The following is a 21,052-nucleotide window of genomic DNA, read 5'->3' as shown; positions in this document are numbered from 1 at the left end:
CCTCATTTCCCCATAAAGAAAGATTTTCTCTCTGCAGTAATCCATTGCTGCAAGTCATCTTGGCTACGTCGGACAAGTCGATTTACTAACACATCATGCCATACATAATCCTCTAATAAGTATATATGAACGGGGTCATCTGTATAAAAAGCAATATTACGCTCTTCAAGTGATGGTCCATAAATCATCTCTTTAGAATCTATCGATAAAATAAACCAATGTTCTGTAGACGAAGTTTCTGTATAAGGTGTTATGCGATGGGCTTCTAGATTTTTAATGGGATTTTCAACATGCAGGGTAATACCTTGTATTGTAACTTTATCAGCTACTTCAGATAGATCTTCTTTTAACGCTTCATACATCTCATCCCACATTGAAATGACAATACGTCGTTCTGCTTTTTTTATTAATGCCTGACAATAGCTAATGATTGTTTTATTGTCTTTTAAAGTAATCACTCGATTATCTGTTTTTTCCTCGGAAGTTTCTAGTTTTTTTAATGAATCACTTATTCCTTCGTAAGTAGACTGCCATTCTGTTTGCGCCTTCTGTAAAAAGATTTCAACAGGTAGAGGTGAATAGCGAGTGGTGTCATTTATTTCTTCCTTCATGACAATTCCTTTTTCTACAAGGTTACCTAAAATCTCATAAATTCGCGCTCTTGGGACACCCGAATCTTTACTCACTTGGTAGGCTGTGACAGGCCCTTGTTTAACAAGAGATACATAAGATTTAGCTTCATATTCATTGAAACCAATTTTTTTAAGCTGTTGCACTATGTAGTCCACTTTTTTCGTCCTCCGATGTTTGCTTTTATATTTTAACGTTACAATAACTATTTACATTTAGCAAATTATTAGTTACTATTCGAATAGTGACTAAAGGGGAGGTTAACAATATGGATTTTTATTTAGACCCATCTGTATTAATGATTTTGATTGCTTTTGGATTTTTAGCTGCATTTATTGATTCAGTTGTAGGTGGTGGAGGACTCATTGCTTTACCAGCTTTATTATTTACAGGACTGAATCCAGCAAGTGCAGTAGCTACGAATAAACTAGCCTCGACAATGGGGTGTGCAACTAGTAATATTGTGTTTTATCGTTCTGGTAATCTTAATTTGAAATCGGCATTTAAATTAGTTCCACTCACTTTCATAGGTTCCATAATAGGGGCATGGACCGTTCATTTAATGAATCCAGAAGTACTGAAGCCATTGATGCTGATTATGCTTGGGGCGGTCGCTATTTATACGATATTCAAAAAGGATTGGGGGAGTATTTCCACTCATAAGAAATTGTCTGGTCGACACGTCATTATTTTTACTTTCTTTGTTTTTGCTATTGGTTTTTATGATGGATTTCTAGGTCCTGGAACAGGTTCGTTTTTAATGTTTTCTCTTTTATTTATTGGGTATGACTTTTTAAAAGCAGCAGGTAATGCGAAGCTTCTTAATTTAGGAAGTAATGTTGGTGCATTATTGATGTTTATGTATGTAGGGCAAGTAAACTATGCATATGGTTTTATAATGGGGATTGCTCAAATTGCTGGAGGGATTGTTGGATCCAAATTTGCTATAAAAAAAGGGAGCGGGTATGTTCGTGCTCTTTTCATTACAGTAACTTGTTTGTTGTTAGCGAAAAATCTGTATGACTATATTCAGTAAGTAATTAAAGAACGTGGAAAAGGTCAAATATGCAGATTACATAAAATATAAGAAGACACTAGGGAGAAAATTCCTTTTAACATTTTTTAGATGCTACCTTGTTTGAAGATAGCATCTAAAAAGAAAATCTAAGTGAAGAGAATGAAAAAATATAAACTCATATTTTTCTGGGGTATGTTTATTGATCATAGTGAAATGTTTATTCTATATTCTTCTTATAATTAGGCCTCAACAAACTCTTAAAATCTAACTCAGCAATTAGCACACTCAACAATATAAGCGTAGCCCCTAAGTATCCTTTTCCTGTCAGCGTTTCACCTGTGAAAACGAAAGCAAATCCTGCGGAAAAGACAGGTTCTAATGAAAAAATAAGACCTGTATGGGTAGGTGTAGTGTATTGTTGGGCAATTACTTGTACGATGAATGCGACTGCTGTGCAAAATATGCTTAAAGCTAATATGATTAGCCATGAGTTGATTGTGCTAGGAAGTTTTGGCGTTTCTATCATGAATGAAAAAATAAGACTAAATAGGCCGACGAAACCTAGTTGCACTACTCCAAGTGCAATGGAATTCACATGTTTCGTTACGCTTCCAGTAATGATGACGTGGATCGCATAAAACAGGGCAGACAGTATGCAAAATATATCGCCGTTACCGATTTTGAATTCGCTCGTTAATGTTAATAAACCAATTCCTATTATCGTTAAAATGATTCCTACTATAACTTTCTTTTCCGGAATGTGTTTTAAAAATATAGCTGATAATATTGGAATGAAAATGACTGTGAGACATAGTAGGAAACCAGCATTAGAAACACTCGTATACTTTGTACCGAAAGTCGCGAAAATGTAAACGATAAATAAGACAGAAGCGAGTATAAATGCATATTTTACAGTTTTAAAATCAACTTTGAACAAATGTTTGTAAAATATTAAACCTGATAAAAGAAAAGCGATAATAAATCGTAATGCGATTAAATTATATTCTTCTATGCCATCAAGTCCAAGCTTTGTAAGTAGGATGGATGCACCCCAAAAAAATGTAACTAATAGTAACATTAAATCCGCTTTTAATTGTAGTTTCATTTCTATTCCCTCGTTATGTATAAATTTTATCCCGCTATTTGTGGGCAGTAAGATTCCCACCTCAAAATTCGGCTGGAGCAAAGAAGTTAGGTGGGAGATCAACTGCCCGTAAATGCCCGATTGGTTCAACTAATAATCAGTGGGGGATGAACAAAACCCCCACTGATTAAAGTTTCATTTTATAATCCCATACCCCTATCCCCATTTTTTATTTTAATATTAATTCTGAATATTTGTAACTTAAATTTATCGACGTTTTATTTTATAAGAAAGAGGCTATTGTATAATCCGGTCTAATCGGTTCATACAATAGCCTCTTTTCATTTAAAAGTTCCTATCCAGCAACAATCCAAGCTGTTCCGCGACAACTTCCGGCGGGTCAGGAAGTCCTTTCATAAAGTATGTCTCCACGACTCCTACAATGGCGTAGCCGAAGAATGTAATAATCATGTCTTCACTAAATCCTTTGTTTATGCCTTCTTTAATATCTATGTCATCTTTTATTTGTTCGATGATGTAGTCGAAGAAGTGTTTGCGGAAAGCAGAAGCTCCTTTTCCAGCTAGCATCGTTGAGAAGAAGAAGTAGTGTTGTTCCATGTTTTCAAACCAAGCGATGCAAGCTTCTCTAAAGCTTAAATTGTGGAGAGGAGCGCACAGTGTTTTTAGCGCTTCGATACGTTCTACAACGAGTTTATCGAGTAAATCATATTTATCGAGGTAATGAAGGTAGAACGTTCTATTTCCGATGTCCGCTGTGGTGCAAATGTCCTTTACTGTAATTTTATCAAATTCTTTTTCGGCCATTAGTTCAATAAAAGCGTTTTTGATGGCTTCTTTTGATTTAATAATCCTTCGATCGACTTTTTCCATTGTGTCACCAAACTTTCTTTATAGTTAATACACAATTTTTATGGATGTGTGTATTAATGCGTGAATTCACTAAAATTGACGTTTGAAAACATCTCTTTTTCATTTTATATTATACACACGGGAGAGATAATGCATCAACGTGCATTAATTCTTCCGAGTATCATTTCTTAATGAAAGAGGGGGATGTAGTCACATTTCGTGCTCTAAGTAACTTTCTTCAAAAGAACAAATAACAAAATAATGACAATTTTATATATGAAAAACAACGAGAAAGAGGTCAATTATGAATCCGAAATATAACAACTTATTTGAAGCATTTACATTTAAATCTGGTGTTACTCTGAAAAATAAAGTCGTGATGGCGCCGATGACAACTTGGGCTGGTAATGATGATTATACGATTTCAGATGAAGAAGTAACGTATTACCAAAAGAGAGTGAACGGAGTCGGGCTTGTGATTACGGGATGTACACATGTACAGGCGAACGGTATCGGTTTTACAAATGAGTTTGCTGGTTATGATGATACGTTTATTCCAAGTTTACGTAAGTTAGCGGATGCGGCTAAGAGCGGCGGAGCACCGGCTATCCTTCAAATTTTCCATGCAGGGAACAAAGCATTACCTAATTTCACACCGGGCGGGGATGTCGTAAGTGCAAGTGCTTTAGAAACAGAAGCTTCTCCGTTTGCACCATCTGTATTACCGAGAGAACTTTCGCACGATGAAATTTTAGAAGTGATTCGTGATTTTGGAGAAACGACGCGAAGAGCAATTGAAGCTGGTTTTGACGGCGTTGAAATTCACGGTGCACACGGATTTTTACTACAAAACTTCTTCTCACCATTCTTTAATAGACGTGAAGATGAGTGGGGCGGTTCTTTAGAAAATCGCTTACGATTCCCGCTAGCAGTTGTTCGTGAAATTCAGTCAGTTATTAAAAAGTATGCAACTAAGCCGTTCGCACTTGGTTACAGATTTTCACCTGATGAACCACAAGAAGGTGCGTTAAGAATGAAAGATACGTACGAGTTAATGAATCGTCTTATTGAATTAGATGTTGATTATGTTCACGCTTCGTTAGCGAGTGCCCTTACTTCTAAACCAGTTGATAGCGAGGACGAGAAAACATACATGGAGTTAATCGTTGAACATGTAAATGGGAGAGTTCCTGTAATGGTAGCTGGCTCTATTGTAACGCCAGATGATGCAGCTTTAGCTTTAGAAAAAGGAGTATCACTTGCGGCAATTGGTCATGCGTTAATTATGAATCCAGACTGGATCGAAAAAGTTGAGCACGGAAAAGAAGATGAAATTCAAGCGTCGATTAAGAAATCAAAAGTGAGTGAGCTAGAGCTTCCAGAAAAACTGTGGCATGTAATTGAAGCTTCAGGCCCATGGTTTACTATCGAAGATTAATATTAAAAAAATAATTGGAGGGTTTTATTATGAGACAAAATGTTAAGTTCAAAAATAACGAGTTATTATTAGCAGGTCATTTATATGTTCCAGCGGAGTTTGATGAAACGAAAAAGTATCCAGCAATCATTGTTTCTCATCCAGGTGGAGGCGTGAAAGAACAAGCAGCCGGTCTTTATGCGAATAAGCTTTCTGAATTAGGTTTTATTACTTTAGCGTTCGATGCATCAAACCAAGGGGAGAGCGAAGGAACACCGCGCTATTTTGAAGATCCATATGCTCGTACAGAAGATATGCGTGCAGCGGTGGATTATGTAACGACATTATCATATGTAGACAATGATAAAATCGGTGCGCTAGGTATTTGCGCTGGCGGAGGTTATACAGTAGCAGCTGCGCAAACGGATCGCCGTATGAAAGCAGTCGCAACAGTGAGTATGGTTGATATTGGTTCATTATTTACAGAAGGTATTGGCCGCGCTATTCCGGCGGAAGATCAAATTAAGTTTTTAGAACAAGTATCAGGTCAGCGCACGAACGAAGCGAATGGTGTGGATACGTATTATATTTCGTATGTACCAGAAGAGTTAGATGAAAGTATGACTGGGACGATGGCGGAAGGGCATGAGTACTATGTACAAGAACGTGGCCGTCATGAAAATGCACCGAACCGTCTAGTGTTCACAAGTTTTGCTAAAATCGCAACATATTCACCTTTTAGCCATATTAATAAGTTTTTAACACAACCGCTTTTAATAATTGCAGGTAGTGATGCGGATACGCGCTATTTCAGTGAAGAAGTAGTGGAAGAAGCTGCGAGTAAAAATAAAGAATTATTCATCGTTGATGGTGCGACACACGTTGCATTATACGATGTGCCGGAATACGTGAATCCAGCGATTGAAAAATTAGATACATTCTTTAAAGAAAATCTGAAATAAAAAATGATGTGAGGCAGTAGAAATACCTTCTACTGCCTTATACAAAATAAGAAAGGGAGTTTTGAAGATGACGAACGTATTAATTCTTGGAGCGAACGGACAAATTGCGCGTAATGCGATTGATATATTTTTAAATGACACGGATGCAAGGTTAACGTTATATTTACGAAATGCAGATCGAGTACAGCAATATGCGTCTGATCGTGTGCGCATTATGGAAGGAGATGTTCTAAATCGTGAAACGTTAAAAGAAGCGATGGTAAATCAAGATGTTGTGTATGCAAATTTAGCGGGTGATGATTTAGAAGAGCAGGCGAAAACAGTTTTGAGTGCGATGGAAGAGATGGAAGTGAAACATCTTATTTTCATTAGCTCACTCGGTATTTATGATGAAGTGCCAGGAGAATTCGGGAAATGGAATAACCGTACGATTGGTCAATATTTAGGACCATACCGAAAAGCTGTTGATGTAATCGAGGCTTCAAATCTTGCATACACCGTATTACGACCAGCGTGGTTAACTGATTATGATGAAGTTGAATATGAAATTACGGAAAAAGGTGAGCCGTATAAAGGAACGGAAGTATCACGTAAAAGTGTTGCAGCTCTTGTTGTGAAATTAGCACAGTCACCTGATTTACACGTTGGTGGAAACTTAGGTGTAAATAAACCGAATACAGAGGGTGATAAACCAGCCTTTTTATAAGGGGAGGAGGATGCAAATGAAAGTTATCATCTTTGGAGCGACAGGTATGGTCGGTCAGAGTGTACTGAGAGAAAGTTTATTAAATGGTGAGGTCAAAGAAGTCGTAACAATCGGTAGAAAACGTACGAATGCGATGCATGAAAAATTAAATGAAATTGAGCTTACAAATGTGACTGACTTATCGTCTATTGAAGAAAAAATAGCCGGATTTGATGCATGCTTCTTTTGTTTAGGTGTTTCTTCTCAAGGGATGAAAGAAGAGGAATATACAAAGGTAACGTATGATTTAACGTTATCTGCTGCAAATACATTAGTGGATTTAAATCCAAACATGACGTTCATTTACGTATCTGGTAGCGGCACAGATAGTACAGAATCAGGACGTACGATGTGGGCGAGAGTGAAGGGACGAACGGAAAATGAGTTATTACGTTTACCTTTTAAAGCTGCGTATATGTTCAGACCAGGATTAATCATCCCGGCAAATGGTGTGAAATCAAAAACGAAATCATATCAATTGATGTACGATGTGATGAAACCTTTTAATCCACTATTAAAGAGATTCGGCAGTATAATAACTTCGGAACAATTAGGAAGAGCGATGGTGCGAGTTGGGAAAGATGGATATGCTCATTCGATTATTGAAAGTTCGGATTTGAAGAGGATTGGGGAGTAATAGTATGTACAAAAAAACGCCTATTTCATATAGGCGTTTTTTTGATGGGGAAGTTATTCCTCTTCAAACTGAAAAATATCCCGATTAATGAGTTGGTGGAGATACCTATCCATTTCAGTAGCAGAAACTTTTCTTTCACTTTTAAACCACCATGCGCTTAATGAGGTGATTGCCCCTGAATAAAATTCAATGATTAAATCATTGGGCATCGTATGATTTTTGTGCAGTTGATTTAACGCTTCTATTTCTTGTTTTCTCGTTTCGTGACTTAAATATTGTGTTCGGTTAATAAATTGTTCATCAGACATTTGCGTTTCTAATATTTTACCGATTTCTTCATGATGTAGAAATTGTTCCATTACTTGAAATGGTTTACTTAATCGATCTGAAACCGGTATTTCAGCAATCATCTTGCTGTATCGTTTAAATCCAAATGTTAATAAAGCATCTTTATCTTCGAAGTGTTTATAAAAGGTTGTTCGGTGTACCATTGCGCGGTCACATATTTGGTTAATCGTGATCGTACTATATTTCTGTTTTGATTGCGTCATTAATTCAAATAAGGAATCCCACAGTAATTTATGTGTACGTCTAATACGTAAATCAAGTTGTTTTTCACTATCGTTCATCTACAATTCTCCTTTTTTGTAGATTAAATATACAGTGGCTGAAAATTGATTCTCCCTTTTTAATCTACATATGTATATTATATTACATGTGTTCCGGTGTATTTAAAGTTTTTTAAGTAAGAAACAGGAGGAGAATCTGTAAATGAATATTACAACTAAGAGCCCAGCAAGTGGCAAAGTTGATACTTCTAATTTGAAACATACCCCCATTTTAATTGCATTACTTTTAGGTGCAATGGTTGCATTATTAAATGAAACATTACTTGGAAATGCGTTAACGGTATTAATGAAAGAATTTGACGTAACGGCTTCAACGATTCAATGGCTTTCTACAGCATACATGTTAGTAGTTGGGGTTTTAGTTCCAATTACAGCATTACTTCAGCAATGGCTCACAACGAGACAAATGTTTTTGATCGCTATGGTAACGTTTTTAGTCGGTACATTAATTGCGGGATTCGCACCGACATTTTCCGTTTTATTAATTGGCCGTATCGTCCAAGCTGTAGCGACGGGGTTAATTACACCGTTATTAATGAATACGATTTTAATCATTTGTCCACCTGAAAAACGTGGTGCGACAATGGGATTAATCGCACTCGTGATGATGGCAGCTCCGGCAATTGGCCCTACATTATCTGGAGTAATTGTGGATTCATTAAATTGGCGCTGGTTATTCTATATTGTTATTCCTATCGTGATCATTTCCATTATGATTGGGATGAAGTACATTCAAAATGTTTCAGAGTTAACAAGGCCAAAAGTAGATTACCCATCTATCCTTTTATCGACATTAGGATTTGGCGGGCTTGTGTATAGCTTTAGTGCATCGGGTGATTTAGGATGGTCCGATGCAAAAGTATATGGCACTTTAATTGTTGGGCTTATCTCATTATGTATTTTTGCCGTTCGACAATTGAAAATTGAGAATCCAATTTTAGAATTACGAGCATTTAAAGTTCCGATGTTTACATTATCAGTTGGATTAATTGTCATTGTGATGATGTCGTTATTTTCAACGATGACTTTATTACCGATGTTCCTGCAAACCGTTTTACTCGTTACAGCTTTTAAATCAGGAATTATCATGCTTCCGGGAAGTGTTATTAGCGCCATAATGGGGCCAATCGCAGGTAAACTATTTGATAAATTTAGTCCGAAAGTTATTATCGTTCCCGGCATTGTCTTAGTAGGAATTGCAATGTTCTTATTTAAAGGCATTACTCCTGATACATCAATGTTACAAATTATTGTCAGGCATAGCGTATTAATGGTTGGACTCATGTTTGTCATGACAGCACAAACATACGGTTTAAATCAATTAACACCAGATTTATATCCGCACGGAACAGCACTATTTAGTACGTTGCAACAAGTAGCTGGCGCAATTGGTACAGCTATATTCATATCGAAAATGTCTTCAGGAACAACTAGCTATATGGAGAGCTCCGTAAATCCACTGGATCCAGTAGAGAAGTTAAACGGTTTAACGTCAGGGTTCCAAGGTGCATTTGCACTTGGGTTAATCTTTATTATTGTTGCATTTATCGTATCGTTATTCTTAAAAGAAGAGAAAGAAGGAGTAAAGGCAGCGAGGGTTTTACAGAACGAACATTAAGGTTTATATAAAAAAGACATCTTTCCCTAGAAAAGATGTCTTTTTTATATTTTTTTCGTAACACTTGTTTTGGGTGTCTTCATACATAAGAATTGGTATGTACAATAATTATCCTTTTTGAGAATAACGATGCAAAGCCGTACTAATAACTAATAGTTCACCAGATGATTTAGTGACATCGTATATAGATCCTGTTATGAGAATAGGCATAGTCATGATTGTAAAGTTGTTATATTTATATTAAACGATTTTAACGTTTTTTATAGTGAAAATTAGAGACACTTCAATAAAAAGGAATTTAATATGGTATTCTTTAGTTAAGATATGTAAACGAAGACAGGGGAAATGAAGATGGACAAGAAGCTAACGTATTGGCTAGCATCTATTATAGGTGTAGTAGTACTTGCAACGGGTATGACTTATGGAATGTTACAGTTTGCTGAAGTCCCGCTTGAGAGTGAGGACCATGTTTTTGCAGAGGTTAATAAAGAAGACATACTATCGAATGAAGCAGAAGTGAAAGGCTCAAATGCACAACTTCACATTACAGTAACTTCTACTGAAGAAGAAGTGATTTCAGCTATGCATAGCATGACTCATCAAAAAGTAAAAGCGTGTGAAGGAAAGGGAGCAACCCCTATGTCCAAAAAGAATGCAGAGAAAGTAAGAAATATTCTAAATGGAAACAATTTCAAGAATAAAGAAGAGCTATTAGCAATTACTGAAAGATGGGCAAATAGAGATTTTAGTAAAATTTTAGAAGAACATAACTATTTTATTAAACTTCAAGGTGGCAAGATAGGTGAAGCTACAGTAATGGATAAGGTAGACGAGCAAGTATTCTGTTTCAATACTTTCGGTGATGATGTAACGGCCGCATTATTTAAATCAGGAGATCTTCAAGCGCTGTAAGGTGTTTTTTCTTTGATATAAAGAAAGCCTCAAGTATTCATATACTTGAGGCTTTTCCAATGGAAAGATAGGAATGATCCGAATTCCTTACATTAAGAACAAAGTGGAATTACTCCTAAACCAATTAATAAAGCTGCAGCAACTGCTGGAATTGGTACAGGAATTTGAATACCTTCTACAAATAAGAAATACTGACCACTTACTATTTTAAAACAAACTAATTGCATGGCTATTCCTCCCTTCTTTTAGAATTAATACATTATATTAATTTATCTATTTATTGTTATAGTTAAATTATTCATTTTTAAAAATATAGTTAATATGTAAATAGTTTTCGAAAGGACCTGCTCAATCAATACGAAAAAACATAAGATGAAACGAATCCATTAAAATACATGAGTGAACCTTAGTTTTCCCCTCTTATCTAAAGGAGGAACTATTATGGGCTATGGTGGTAGTTGTGGCGGTTGTGGCTTTTCTGGAGGCTTTGCTTTATTAGTTGTGTTATTCATTTTATTAATCATCGTTGGAGCTTCTTGCTTCTGCTAAAAACTATTGGAAAAGACACTCATATAGAGTGTCTTTTCTTTCGTGCAAAATGATTCCTGATAATATCCAACTGTATATAGTATACGGTATATTTTTTCCTCATTAGACATATAAAAATGTTGGAGGGATGTTATGAAACTAGTAGGGAAGCACATTTATATTCGGCTTTATAAAACTGATGATGCCAACGAGTTAGCTAACTTACATATTAGAAATCGCGAATTTTTTCAACGAGTTTGTCCATTGCTCCCAGAAGTTTTTTATACAGAAGAACATCAAAAAATACGTCTTGAACAAGCTCTAAAAAAGACAGCTGAAGGGCAAGTATACCCTTTTGGAATCTTTTTAAGAGAAAATGATAAGCTTATCGGAGACATTTCATTAACTCAAATTGTTAGGGGAGATCTCCAAAGCTGTTATACGGGATTTACTTTAGATAAGAAGCATAATGCAAAGGGCTATACAACAGAGGCTCTTCAACTTGTTGTAGACTTTGCTTTTAGGGAATTAAAGCTACATAGAATTGAAGCAGGAGCGATGCTTGATAATTTAGCATCTATTCGTGTATTAGAAAAAGTGGGATTTAAAAAAGAAGGTATAGCGAAAGAAAATATAAGGATTAATGGCAAATGGACAGATCATCAAATAGTAGCTATCATCAACAGCTTGGATGTGTAAGCTTATTTTGATTCCAATAACGATAATTATGTAAAGGGCTGTCTATATCGACAGCTTATTATATTTTTTGCTTAGCGTGATTTTTTCGGAATACTGGCGGCGTCATTGATGGGCGTAAGTATACTGAACATGCGCTTGAAAGAATGGCACCTGATACAATTCAGGTTCGAGCAGAACTTACAAAGCGTGCACGTGAAAGAGCTGAAAGGAATGGTTACACATTCGGATCAAAAGAATACATGGAGGAATTAAAAAAAGTTGATCCACGTGGTGTAACACCAAGTGTAGTAGAAGAAACAATTAAGCATGCTACTAAAAACCTGGAAATAAACCTGGTCTATGGCAATACGATGGGAAAGATGTTAGAGTCGTATTGAATGATAATGGCGATGTTGTATCCGTTGTACCTAATAAATCGTGAATATTATAAATAAAGTGGATTGAGCCCATTCACGTAAGGAGTTGTTAAATTGAATATACAATATGACGAATATGAATTATTAGAAATATTCGAGAGTGAACCAGAAGATTATTTTATTCCAGGTGCAGGTGCATATAGATATAATAAAATAGATAAATTAGGCTTTGAATTAGTAATGATTATGTGTTATTACGAGGAAACTGTTGAATTAAATTTGTATTATAAAAATAAATGCATCTTTGAAACCAAGATGCATTCGGCGAAACGAATCTATACCCGTAATGACTCATTATATGTCCAAGGTGGCGTAGAAAACAAAACAATCGAAGTAAAATTCAAGCCACATTTTACAGTTACAATAAATGAGTTTTAAAAACTCGAAATTAATGATCGTAAATATTCTGCGCATGCTTTAGAAAGAATGGCTCTGGATACAATACAAGTTCGAGCTGAATTAGAGGCACGTGCCAAAAGTAGAGGGCTTGTACGTAGTACACAGAAATTTAAAGAATTTGTTAATCCTAGAGGTATCACACCTTCTGTAGTAGATTTTCTGTGCCTTTCCATCGGAAAATCAAGACTGATATAAAAAATGAGTAGAAAAAACAAGGCTTTTACTTCGTGGATACCACTACAAAGTAAGAGCCTTGTTTCATTATATTTGTTCATACAGTTTTCCTTGTAGTCTTCTGTTTTCATCCTTCAACCGCTTATTCTTTATCAATTTTTCGAACAGGTTGCTCCCAAAAGTTTTTTATATAAAATAACATCAAAAAATACGTCTTGAACAAGCGTTAAAAAAGACAACTGAAGGGCAAGTATATCCTTTTGGAGTCTTTTTAAGAGAAAATGATACAATGAAGATAATATTAGGGAATTATGGGGATGATTACGTTGCTTACTTTGATAAAATTTGTAGTTAGTTATGCTGCAAGTCTATTTGCTTTTATTTTTGGATGGTTCTTAATTTCATATATTTTTAATCCTAGCTTTATTCACCCAGACGTTTTACAGGGGTTCATAAAAACTATCGTCACTTATGGTAGTATACCAGCTCTTATAGCTTGCCTAATTGGGGAAGTTTTATATAGGAAAATTAAACGATGTCGAGAGTTTCAATTTGGAATTCCTTTATTTATAGGACTAGCAGTTATCTATACACTTATACCATTTCTTTTTCTTTTTACTTTTACTTTTTCACATTTCTTTGACTTCGTTGCACCTGTTATTATGGGTTCCTTAGCATTTTATTTAGTACGTAGAAAAATATAATTTTCGTTTTGATGCATTATAATAGCTATCTCTGAATCACCATTTTCAAAAGCCTTCACGCAATGATAATTGCATGAAGGCTTTTGATGTTATCTTATTTTTTTGTCTCGTTAACCCATGTAATAATGTCCTGGATGACGTACTCAGGAACATTAGCAGGGATTTCGTATTCACTAGGAAGACTTAATTCCCCGTCACCCTCCGTGAAGAAATGATTCAATTTCGGATATTCTTTGAAATGAACATTCCCGCTGTTTGAAAGTCCTTCCTGCCATTTTGTATAGTCATCTTTTACTGTTACTTGATAATCGCGTGCCCCTTGCAGAATGAGTAAAGGCTCTTTTCGTGATTTTGCCTCCTCAACTGGACGCCACCTAGTAACATCATACATAAAATGAGGAGACGGAAACGGAAAATTGTAGCCAGCTGGCGGATGGTCAGGATTGAAAGTGGGATCCAGGATAAAAGCGAACTGTCTTTTTAGTTCATCGATTACTTCCTTTGGCACCCCAAGGTATTGACTCACATCAATGGCAGTGTCAGTCAGAGGGCGTGCAGGTGGTGCGAGTAAGATACTTCCTCGAACAAGTGAGGAAGGCGCTTTGCTCAGTATACGCGGCATTGTGCCAGCTCCTTGGCTATGTCCGAGAATGAAAATATTATTTGGATCAATGCCTTCCTGCTGCGCTGCTGACTTTGCTGCATATATAGCATCATCTGTAGTATCACGGTCTAACGTAACAGGTTCTGCACTCATCTTTAATGCATGTTCTAAGGTACGTTTTTCATAGCGCAACACTGCAATTCCGTTGGATGAAAGGCCCACCGCAAGGTCTCGTAAGATTTTTGTTCCCAAATAGGTAGCATCGCGATCATGGATGCCAGCACCATGCACAAGAACAACTACGGGCAGCTTTTCACCACGCTTATGTTTCGGAACTGTTAATGTCGCTGGTAGCGGATAGGTAGAATTTCCAATGACGATTTCACGTTCTTGATAGGAGTCAGGTTGATCATAGCTAGGATGGGGGATGGTAAAAGATTCCTCGGGTGGCCTTTCTCCAATTTCATCTACTTTCCCGCCAGGTGTGAATTTAAGGAGTAGCGGTATGGTAGTTTCTTCGGTAGCTGCTGGAATTTCCACCGTCTGATGGACCAAGTTTCGTTCTTTTATCACGGGGGTTCCCATGCTTTTTATCCCGCTCCAGCCACTTTGTGTCCACCAGTTTTGTAATGTGTTTGCTGTAAACTTAGATTGAAAAGCAGCAGACGTCAACTGTAGTGCCTCGGCATACTTACCTTGCTGGAGATATTCAAAAAATAATGATGTACACTCCGTTAAAGAGACTAGTTTCTTTTCAGCAGATTGTTCCTCACGTGTATCTGCGTGAATAGTTGTTGTAAGCGGGAAAGATGAAACGCCTAAAGAAAAGAGTAGGGTAAAGGTAAGTACTGATCTTTGTATTTTCTTTTTTTTATTCATGTTTTAACCTCCAATATGTGATGGTAAAAAACAGGTATGGTAATTAGAATTCTGGTGTGAAAACTTCAAAATATTTGCAAGCAATCTCCAAAACTTGGACATACTCATATTATTATTCTAAAAAAACGTAGATTTCTTCTCTTGTCACATGCATATTAATCCCAGAAATAATCTTTCTTCCTTCACTTTATATTTTGATTATACGAAACAAAGCTCTCGTTTTTCTTACTTGATACTTACAAATTCCTTAAGTAGGGGATATTTTAAAATCTTAGCTTGATGAATATGTGGCGGTACTCTTATGTTAAGAGATAGCTTAAGGACCGAGGATTGTATTGTTTTTATAAAGAGTTGATGTTATGTTTACTTTGTAACATATGGTGTTTTATGTATGTAGGAGGATTTATTGAAGAAATTATTAATATTGTTTTTATTAGCTACATTTTGTCTACAGATTACAGGATGTTCTAATAATATGGGTACACTAAGGGAGAAGTCTAAAGCTTCAACACCTGTGAAGTCTAAACGCATCAATAAAGGGTGGTACAAACATATGTAATAGTTTGTATCACCCTTTGTTGATGATAGAAGTCATAAAGAAAAGACACCCTAAGGTGCCTTCCTTCGACTTGAACCATCTTAATTTTAATAATATATTGGACTCCCATCCAAATATTATTTTACCATGTTAAATTGTTTTATTCATTGAGAAATATGCTTTAAAACTATATTTTTAAAAATTATATAGATTTGAACAATATGTATACGAGCTACATATCAAAAAAAAGACACTCTCAAGAGTGCCTCTCCTTAGCAGCCGAATCCGCCGCCCCAACAGCTAGCGCCAACGATGATTAATAAGATGAAGAGCACAACAAGTAAGGCAAATCCGCCGCCGAAACCACAGCCTCCACCACAACTACCGCCATAGCCCATATTAACTCCTCCTTCCATAAAGACCATTTAATAATGGATTTAATTTAATTTATGTTTTTAAGGATGAATGGAGCAGGTCCTTAAAAAAATAAAAGAACTTTGGAAGTTTAAAAGAGTTGACGACCTTATTTTTGTCACCGGTATTCCGCCGTCTACATATTGTATTTTATTCTGTGTATTTGGGGGAAGGAGGATCTTTATGGCTAATTCTGAGATGATTTTACGTTTACTTACGGATTTAAAGATTGAACAACAATTGTTGAAAGAACAGTTAGAGAAAATGCAAACAGCTGTGACTATTCTTGAAGAAAAATCAGTGACGCTTAAAGAAAAACCAGCGACTCTTAAAGAAAAAACAACGACTCCTGAAGAAAAACCATCTGTTACAAAGCAAAGAGCTTTTTCTGGACGCCCAACATCTTTTCGTGATTGGAGAGCATCTAGTCAAAAAAATTAGGGAATGTTATGTGAAATGATAAATAAAAAAGTACAGTCTGCTGTAGAAAAGACTGTACTTTTTTATGTCAGTAGAGAATGTTAAGGGAGACGTATTTATTGGCCTATTCCACTTTTAATTGGAGTTCTTTATCTAACTTATCATTATTAATTTTTAAAGTTAATCCTTGCGTGTTTTTCGGTACATCAAATACAATGTTTCCTTCCGAACTTTCATTAGGATTAACAATATTAAATTTGAATGTGGAGATATTTGCAGCTTTAAGTACTGACTGATATTCATTGGAAATGTGATATTCTCTTCCAAATCCATCAATTAATTTAAAGTTGTTAATATCTAGTGTAATGGGTTCTTCTTTACGATTATAAACGGCGATGTCTAATACTTTAAAGACACCTTGTGCTTTAACTTCTCCAGTCCCTAGAACATCTAATGACTCGGTAGATCCCATTGACATGTATACATCAGAGGAATCTACATTGGTAGGAAGTTCTTTTTGCTGATCCTTGCTGCTAAGTTTGTTATTCTCTGTTTTTTTAGAAGTAGCCTGCTCATTTTTCTCAGGCGCATCATGTGAACTGCAAGCTGATACTCCAAACAAGAATGTGCTACATAATAATGATGCTAATAACTTTTTGTTCATCGTTTGTTTCTTCCTTCCAAAATAGAAGCACTTTAATGAGTGCTATATATATTTGTCTAAAAGTTGAAATTAAAATGAGCCCCATAAATGATAAACCATTCCACTAACAAAAAACACTAATCCTAAAAATAAAACAATTAAAGCAAGCATTCCATTTTTATTATGTTCCATAAAAGTAGCTCCTTTTTCATTTACTTACATACAAAAGCCTTTAGTCGTAATTATGGCTAAAGGCTTTAATCTTCATACTTTGTAGTTTATAAAAAAGTTGCACTTCTGTATTAATCTGGAATATGATTGTTTAAAGAGAAGGTGATGAGTACATGCAGGAAACAAAACCATTCCCGCTTATATCTGGAAATCCCTCATTAGATTTAGTAAATACAGAGCTAGTTAGGCGTGGACAACGTTATGATTTATTAATAACAAATGAAGATGTATTAGAATGGCTACATGTAATAAAGGTTAATCTTCCTTTTTGGAATGAAAAAACACTTATAGGAATTCAGAAGCGAATGGATCAAGTTACATCTAGCATATTAGAGGTAAGAGAAGTACTGAGAAAACAGTTTGAGGCAATTGCTGATCAGCAAGAAATTTCTAATGATTTTATTACGTATTTAGAAAAACAAATTGAGAAGGCACCATTTACATATAAAATCATTGAACAGCAGCTAGTATCTATCCCAGTTGGAGAAATTGAGGATGTACTCGCATCGTTAATTGCATTTGACGCTTTAACGTTAATAGCAGAAAATAAGCTTATTTCCCTTAAAAGGTGTTCAAATCCTGACTGTGTTTTATTATTTATAGATAAGAGTGGAAAACGAAAATGGTGTTCTATGAAAATATGTGGGAACCGGAAAAAGGTAGCAAAATTTCAGGATCGAAAATTTGAAGAAGTTTAGAGAATCAACTTATAACAGTTGATTCTTTTTTTGTATTCTTTAACTAACCCTTTAAATTAATATTTACAGGTTAGTTATGCCGAGTTATAATTGTTGGTAAATAAAGGAGGAGAACGATGGATAATATAACAGCAACTAAGCAGAAAGATCCTCAGCCAATAAGTGTACGATATTTTACAAAAATGAAAGGGAAAGGAAGAAGTCCATTACAAGTAAATATAAAGGACTGTTTAACAGGACTACTAGGGGGATTTTTAACAATTCTTACCTTAACATATTTAACGAGCATAACCTCTACAGAATTATTAATGGCTCCATTTGGGGCGAGTTGTGTATTAGCGTTTGGAGTTTGGAATGCGCCATTATCTCAACCGCGTAATATTATTGGAGGACATTTGATTTCAACTTTCATTGGTCTATCAATATATCATTTGTTTGGGAATGAATATTGGACAATTGCTTTAGCGGTGGGGATGGCAATAGCCGTTATGATGTTAACGAGAACGACGCACCCTCCGGCAGGCGCCGATCCGATTATCGTTATTTTAGGAGCAAACAGTTGGAGTTATTTAGTAACACCAGTTTTAATTGGCTCCGTTGTTATTGTAGTTATTGCTTTATTCATTAATAATATGAGTAGTAAAAGAAGCTATCCAACTTTTTGGGTGTAGTTTGTGAAGTGAGAAACAATTTAAGTGAGTGTTCTATTTTTACTATGTTTTATATAGTAAAAGCCTTAGTCGTAATTGCGGCTAATGGCTTGGGTTCTCATACTTTGTAGTTTATAAAGAAAAGGCACTTTAAAGTGCCTTCTACAGATTTGAATTATTTAATTCATGTAATTAATATTCGTTAGCATAAAACTCTTTTATTAATTTTATTTCATTTGTATCTGGATTAAACTTAAATATTTTAATTTGATTCGATTCATCTTTGTATGCAAATGTATTCTCACCAACTTGGGTCACATTGCTGGTGTTTAAAATAGGATCGCTACCGTGATCAGTAATTTCCACAGTTTTCTCCCGGTCCCAGAATGCAATGACAATAATCAAAATGATAAGACATACCCGTATAAAACGTAATTCTCTTGCAACAGGATGTTCCATCTGTTTGTCTCCTTTACTGTTTGATAGAGTGTGTTTATAAAAGAGATAATTCCTAGGAATATAAATAAAAAAGACACCGTAAAGTGTCTTTTTTATTTTAGTTATGCGCATTACTTAATAAGACGCTAGTTCCTCAGTCTGGCTATGAGTAACTATGTAGGGTGATTCCATTATAACATTTTAACCAGTAATGGGTCTATATGGAATTTAATTGTTTTTCTTTTTGATTATTCAGAATGATTAATTGGGTATTTGGATGAAGGAAGCAGTGACTTAACTTGTTTTAGAAGAGTGTTTGGATGAGCTTGATATAGATGAAGATTTAGATGCTATGTCTTATACATTGGTCTTACAGCAATATAACTGGAGAAAGGGGAGGGGGCTAATCTTGAGCTTTGGAAAGAAGCTGATGTAGAAGATTATGAAGAGAGAAAGAAAGTTTTACATACATTAAAAGCACAGCTGATAAAGTGTAGAGTTATATTTCACTTTACACGAACATAACGGTATACTATAGTTAAGTTAAGTGAACTTAACTATTAAACGAAATAAAAGCATGGAGGAATAACGCTATGACTAGAACGTATAAAGAAGTAATTAATGAAATGAACCGAGCTTATAATGAATTTTACATTTTACTATTTCAGGAGTTAAAAGATGAGTTCGGTCTTACAGGACAGCAAGAGAGCATGCTATTTCATATTAATTTAAATGAAAACACGACAGCAAATCATATTGCGACTACTTTTAATATATCAAAAAGTGCCGTTAGCCAAGTTTTATCGAAATTGGAGAAACAGAAGATGATTTCAAAACAAGTAAACCCTAATAATAAACGGGAGTATTTTCTTACACTTGGTCCAAACGGTAGTAAGTATATAGAGCGGTTATCTGAGTTAGATGATGTATTAATTGAGAAATATTTTTCTAAAATCGATATAAATGCCCTAGAGCAAATGACCGAGACGTTAACGAAAATAAATAAAGTGATATTGGAAGAAAAGCAGAAGGATCTTAATTGTAATGAGTAAGAACGTAGATGAAGCAATTAGTAGAAAGGAGGAGAAGTGTATTATGAGTTTCATACCAAATATGATTACGATAGCAAATTTTATATGTGGGCTTTTAGCTATTTACGCTGTTTTCGTTCACGATATTTATTTGGGAGCAGTTTTTATTATTACGGGTATGTTGTTTGATTTTTTTGATGGCATGGTTGCTCGGAAACTTGATTCTGTTTCAGAAATTGGTGGAGAGTTGGACTCATTTGCGGATTTAGTTACTTTTGGTGTGGCACCGTCTATTCTTGCATATAGTGTCGCGTTAAAAGATTTGCAGTCTATCGGGATGATATGTGCGCTTGCTTACAGTATTTGCGGAATGCTTCGGCTTGCGAGATTTAACACGCAGCAAAGCAAACTCCCGACCTTTATCGGTATGCCGATTCCATTTGCGGCAATGTGTCTCCTCATTTTATGTTTTTTAAAGAATCCAGTTTCCGTGGCGTTTGGTACATGCGTACTCGCTTATTTAATGGTGAGCAAAATCAAATTCCCTCATTTTAAAAAAGATATAGCTGAAAGCTTGAAGCCTGGAAGATTGGATTGATGATACGGAATTACAACGAGAAAGATAAAGGAGAATAACATGATTCGTATGGCACTAAGATCGTTCAACATACAAATGTATTGTTTGCTAGGCGTAATGTTATTGGGATGGTTTCTGACGCCTTTTTCAGCCCAGTTTGTCGGGATAAGCATTGGCCTTTTGGTGAGTATGTACTGCGCCTGGATTTTAGGAAGGCGTATTGAAAAGTTCGGAGATAGCATTGTAAAAAAAGAAAAAGCACCGATGCTCGGAATGATAAATCGGTTTGCAGCCGCAATACTAGGTGCGATTATTATGTATGAAATTGAACACCATGAATTCATGTGGACATTCGCTGCCGGAATTATGGGTGGGTATTTCTTGGTTATTATTAATTTGGGGTATTACAGTATGAGGGATGCGGAGGAATAAAGTTTCACTTTATTATAAAGAAAAGACACCCATATAAGAGTGTCTTTTCTGATAG

Annotated in this window: 26 protein-coding genes and 3 pseudogenes; 20 read left to right on the top strand and 9 right to left on the bottom strand. The window is 35.6% G+C overall.

The genetic code is table 11. From position 1 onward, the window contains the following. Positions 1-2: 2 nt before the first annotated feature. Positions 3-788, bottom strand: a complete 786-nt coding sequence (locus tag RT27_RS27070; RefSeq protein ID WP_043938293.1) for a TrmB family transcriptional regulator — start codon at positions 786-788, stop codon at positions 3-5. A gap of 110 nt (positions 789-898) precedes the next feature. On the opposite strand from RT27_RS27070, the gene RT27_RS27065 reads away from it, so the two are divergent. Beyond that, positions 899-1,666, top strand: a complete 768-nt coding sequence (locus tag RT27_RS27065) for a TSUP family transporter (protein WP_043938292.1) — start codon at positions 899-901, stop codon at positions 1,664-1,666. A gap of 199 nt (positions 1,667-1,865) precedes the next feature. Here RT27_RS27065 and RT27_RS27060 read toward each other — a convergent pair whose 3' ends face one another. Further along, entirely contained in the window at positions 1,866-2,753 is an 888-nt protein-coding gene (locus RT27_RS27060) for a DMT family transporter (RefSeq protein ID WP_043938291.1), read from the bottom strand. A 324-nt stretch (positions 2,754-3,077) separates the two neighbouring features. Continuing rightward, on the bottom strand, positions 3,078-3,623 hold the full coding sequence (locus tag RT27_RS27055; RefSeq protein WP_043938290.1) for a TetR/AcrR family transcriptional regulator C-terminal domain-containing protein: 546 nt from the start codon (positions 3,621-3,623) through the stop codon (positions 3,078-3,080). A gap of 283 nt (positions 3,624-3,906) precedes the next feature. On the opposite strand from RT27_RS27055, the gene RT27_RS27050 reads away from it, so the two are divergent. The 4 genes from RT27_RS27050 (at position 3,907) to RT27_RS27035 (ending at position 7,363) form a co-directional block, all read left to right on the top strand. Continuing rightward, positions 3,907-5,040, top strand: coding sequence for an NADH-dependent flavin oxidoreductase (locus tag RT27_RS27050; protein WP_043938289.1), 1,134 nt, complete (start codon positions 3,907-3,909; stop codon positions 5,038-5,040). Between the two features lie 29 nt (positions 5,041-5,069). Further along, positions 5,070-5,981: an alpha/beta hydrolase gene (locus RT27_RS27045; protein WP_043938288.1), complete on the top strand. Its 912-nt coding sequence runs from the start codon at positions 5,070-5,072 to the stop codon at positions 5,979-5,981. A gap of 67 nt (positions 5,982-6,048) precedes the next feature. Beyond that, positions 6,049-6,687 carry an SDR family oxidoreductase gene (locus RT27_RS27040; protein ID WP_043938287.1) on the top strand — a complete coding sequence of 213 codons (639 nt, stop codon included), beginning with the start codon at positions 6,049-6,051 and terminating at the stop codon, positions 6,685-6,687. Positions 6,688-6,703: 16 nt separating this feature from the next. Next, entirely contained in the window at positions 6,704-7,363 is a 660-nt protein-coding gene (locus RT27_RS27035; RefSeq protein WP_043938286.1) for an NAD-dependent epimerase/dehydratase family protein, read from the top strand. Between the two features lie 53 nt (positions 7,364-7,416). Here the strand turns inward: RT27_RS27035 and RT27_RS27030 are convergent, their stop codons facing one another. Next, entirely contained in the window at positions 7,417-7,992 is a 576-nt protein-coding gene (locus RT27_RS27030) for a TetR/AcrR family transcriptional regulator (RefSeq protein WP_043938285.1), read from the bottom strand. Positions 7,993-8,134: 142 nt separating this feature from the next. On the opposite strand from RT27_RS27030, the gene RT27_RS27025 reads away from it, so the two are divergent. Together RT27_RS27025 and RT27_RS27020 are read left to right on the top strand one after the other, a co-directional pair. Beyond that, the gene (locus RT27_RS27025) at positions 8,135-9,610 is read left to right on the top strand and encodes an MDR family MFS transporter (RefSeq protein WP_043938284.1); all 1,476 of its coding nucleotides are present in this window, start codon (positions 8,135-8,137) and stop codon (positions 9,608-9,610) included. Positions 9,611-9,961: 351 nt separating this feature from the next. After that, positions 9,962-10,522 (top strand): PRK06770 family protein, encoded by a 561-nt coding sequence (locus RT27_RS27020; RefSeq protein ID WP_043938283.1) that lies wholly within the window; start codon positions 9,962-9,964, stop codon positions 10,520-10,522. 92 nt (positions 10,523-10,614) lie between these two features. On the opposite strand, the gene RT27_RS36145 is transcribed toward RT27_RS27020, so the two are convergent. Further along, positions 10,615-10,749 (bottom strand): hypothetical protein, encoded by a 135-nt coding sequence (locus tag RT27_RS36145; protein WP_001177693.1) that lies wholly within the window; start codon positions 10,747-10,749, stop codon positions 10,615-10,617. Between the two features lie 214 nt (positions 10,750-10,963). Between RT27_RS36145 and RT27_RS34280 the strand changes: the two genes are divergently transcribed. The 6 genes and pseudogenes from RT27_RS34280 (at position 10,964) to RT27_RS27000 (ending at position 13,442) form a co-directional block, all read left to right on the top strand. Further along, a complete protein-coding gene (locus RT27_RS34280) occupies positions 10,964-11,071 on the top strand; it encodes a YjcZ family sporulation protein (protein ID WP_000540375.1) in 108 nt (35 codons plus the stop codon). Positions 11,072-11,203: 132 nt separating this feature from the next. Next, positions 11,204-11,749: a GNAT family protein gene (locus tag RT27_RS27015; protein ID WP_043938282.1), complete on the top strand. Its 546-nt coding sequence runs from the start codon at positions 11,204-11,206 to the stop codon at positions 11,747-11,749. 95 nt (positions 11,750-11,844) lie between these two features. After that, positions 11,845-12,170, top strand: a pseudogene (locus RT27_RS27010) (hypothetical protein); the annotation flags it as partial. Between the two features lie 49 nt (positions 12,171-12,219). Continuing rightward, positions 12,220-12,543 carry a hypothetical protein gene (locus tag RT27_RS27005; protein WP_001025896.1) on the top strand — a complete coding sequence of 108 codons (324 nt, stop codon included), beginning with the start codon at positions 12,220-12,222 and terminating at the stop codon, positions 12,541-12,543. A gap of 364 nt (positions 12,544-12,907) precedes the next feature. Further along, positions 12,908-13,030: pseudogene (locus RT27_RS35410) on the top strand (N-acetyltransferase); the annotation flags it as partial. Between the two features lie 25 nt (positions 13,031-13,055). Then, a complete protein-coding gene (locus RT27_RS27000) occupies positions 13,056-13,442 on the top strand; it encodes a hypothetical protein (protein WP_043938281.1) in 387 nt (128 codons plus the stop codon). 94 nt (positions 13,443-13,536) lie between these two features. Here RT27_RS27000 and RT27_RS26995 read toward each other — a convergent pair whose 3' ends face one another. Together RT27_RS26995 and RT27_RS32530 are read right to left on the bottom strand one after the other, a co-directional pair. Further along, positions 13,537-14,925 (bottom strand): alpha/beta fold hydrolase, encoded by a 1,389-nt coding sequence (locus RT27_RS26995; RefSeq protein WP_043938280.1) that lies wholly within the window; start codon positions 14,923-14,925, stop codon positions 13,537-13,539. 810 nt (positions 14,926-15,735) lie between these two features. Next, positions 15,736-15,861 (bottom strand): YjcZ family sporulation protein, encoded by a 126-nt coding sequence (locus RT27_RS32530; protein ID WP_000540377.1) that lies wholly within the window; start codon positions 15,859-15,861, stop codon positions 15,736-15,738. Between the two features lie 199 nt (positions 15,862-16,060). Between RT27_RS32530 and RT27_RS26990 the strand changes: the two genes are divergently transcribed. Further along, positions 16,061-16,318 (top strand): hypothetical protein, encoded by a 258-nt coding sequence (locus tag RT27_RS26990; protein WP_029441764.1) that lies wholly within the window; start codon positions 16,061-16,063, stop codon positions 16,316-16,318. 103 nt (positions 16,319-16,421) lie between these two features. Here the strand turns inward: RT27_RS26990 and RT27_RS26985 are convergent, their stop codons facing one another. Next, positions 16,422-16,961: a DUF4352 domain-containing protein gene (locus RT27_RS26985; RefSeq protein ID WP_043938279.1), complete on the bottom strand. Its 540-nt coding sequence runs from the start codon at positions 16,959-16,961 to the stop codon at positions 16,422-16,424. A gap of 323 nt (positions 16,962-17,284) precedes the next feature. On the opposite strand from RT27_RS26985, the gene RT27_RS26980 reads away from it, so the two are divergent. Next, on the top strand, positions 17,285-17,869 hold the full coding sequence (locus RT27_RS26980; RefSeq protein WP_043938278.1) for a CGNR zinc finger domain-containing protein: 585 nt from the start codon (positions 17,285-17,287) through the stop codon (positions 17,867-17,869). Positions 17,870-17,985: 116 nt separating this feature from the next. Further along, positions 17,986-18,540 (top strand): HPP family protein, encoded by a 555-nt coding sequence (locus RT27_RS26975; RefSeq protein WP_043938277.1) that lies wholly within the window; start codon positions 17,986-17,988, stop codon positions 18,538-18,540. Between the two features lie 171 nt (positions 18,541-18,711). Here RT27_RS26975 and RT27_RS26970 read toward each other — a convergent pair whose 3' ends face one another. Continuing rightward, entirely contained in the window at positions 18,712-18,978 is a 267-nt protein-coding gene (locus tag RT27_RS26970; protein ID WP_043938276.1) for a YmzC family protein, read from the bottom strand. A 271-nt stretch (positions 18,979-19,249) separates the two neighbouring features. On the opposite strand from RT27_RS26970, the pseudogene RT27_RS35890 reads away from it, so the two are divergent. The 4 genes and pseudogenes from RT27_RS35890 to RT27_RS26955 all read left to right on the top strand — a co-directional run. Further along, a pseudogene (locus RT27_RS35890) lies at positions 19,250-19,482 on the top strand (hypothetical protein); the annotation flags it as partial. A gap of 68 nt (positions 19,483-19,550) precedes the next feature. Then, on the top strand, positions 19,551-20,009 hold the full coding sequence (locus tag RT27_RS26965) for a MarR family winged helix-turn-helix transcriptional regulator (protein ID WP_029441765.1): 459 nt from the start codon (positions 19,551-19,553) through the stop codon (positions 20,007-20,009). After that, positions 20,002-20,586 carry a CDP-diacylglycerol--serine O-phosphatidyltransferase gene (gene pssA / locus RT27_RS26960; protein WP_043938275.1) on the top strand — a complete coding sequence of 195 codons (585 nt, stop codon included), beginning with the start codon at positions 20,002-20,004 and terminating at the stop codon, positions 20,584-20,586. Before RT27_RS26965 ends, pssA begins: the two co-directional genes overlap by 8 nt. 39 nt (positions 20,587-20,625) lie before the next feature. Then, positions 20,626-20,997: an ATP synthase subunit I gene (locus RT27_RS26955; RefSeq protein WP_043938274.1), complete on the top strand. Its 372-nt coding sequence runs from the start codon at positions 20,626-20,628 to the stop codon at positions 20,995-20,997. The last annotated feature ends 55 nt before the right edge of the window (positions 20,998-21,052 follow it).

The organism is Bacillus sp. L_1B0_5 (assembly GCF_000836715.1).
Taxonomy (GTDB): Bacteria; Bacillota; Bacilli; order Bacillales; family Bacillaceae_G; genus Bacillus_A; species Bacillus_A thuringiensis_S.
Note: the sequence above shows the minus strand (reverse complement) of the source record. Positions and strands in the feature narration are given on the sequence as shown.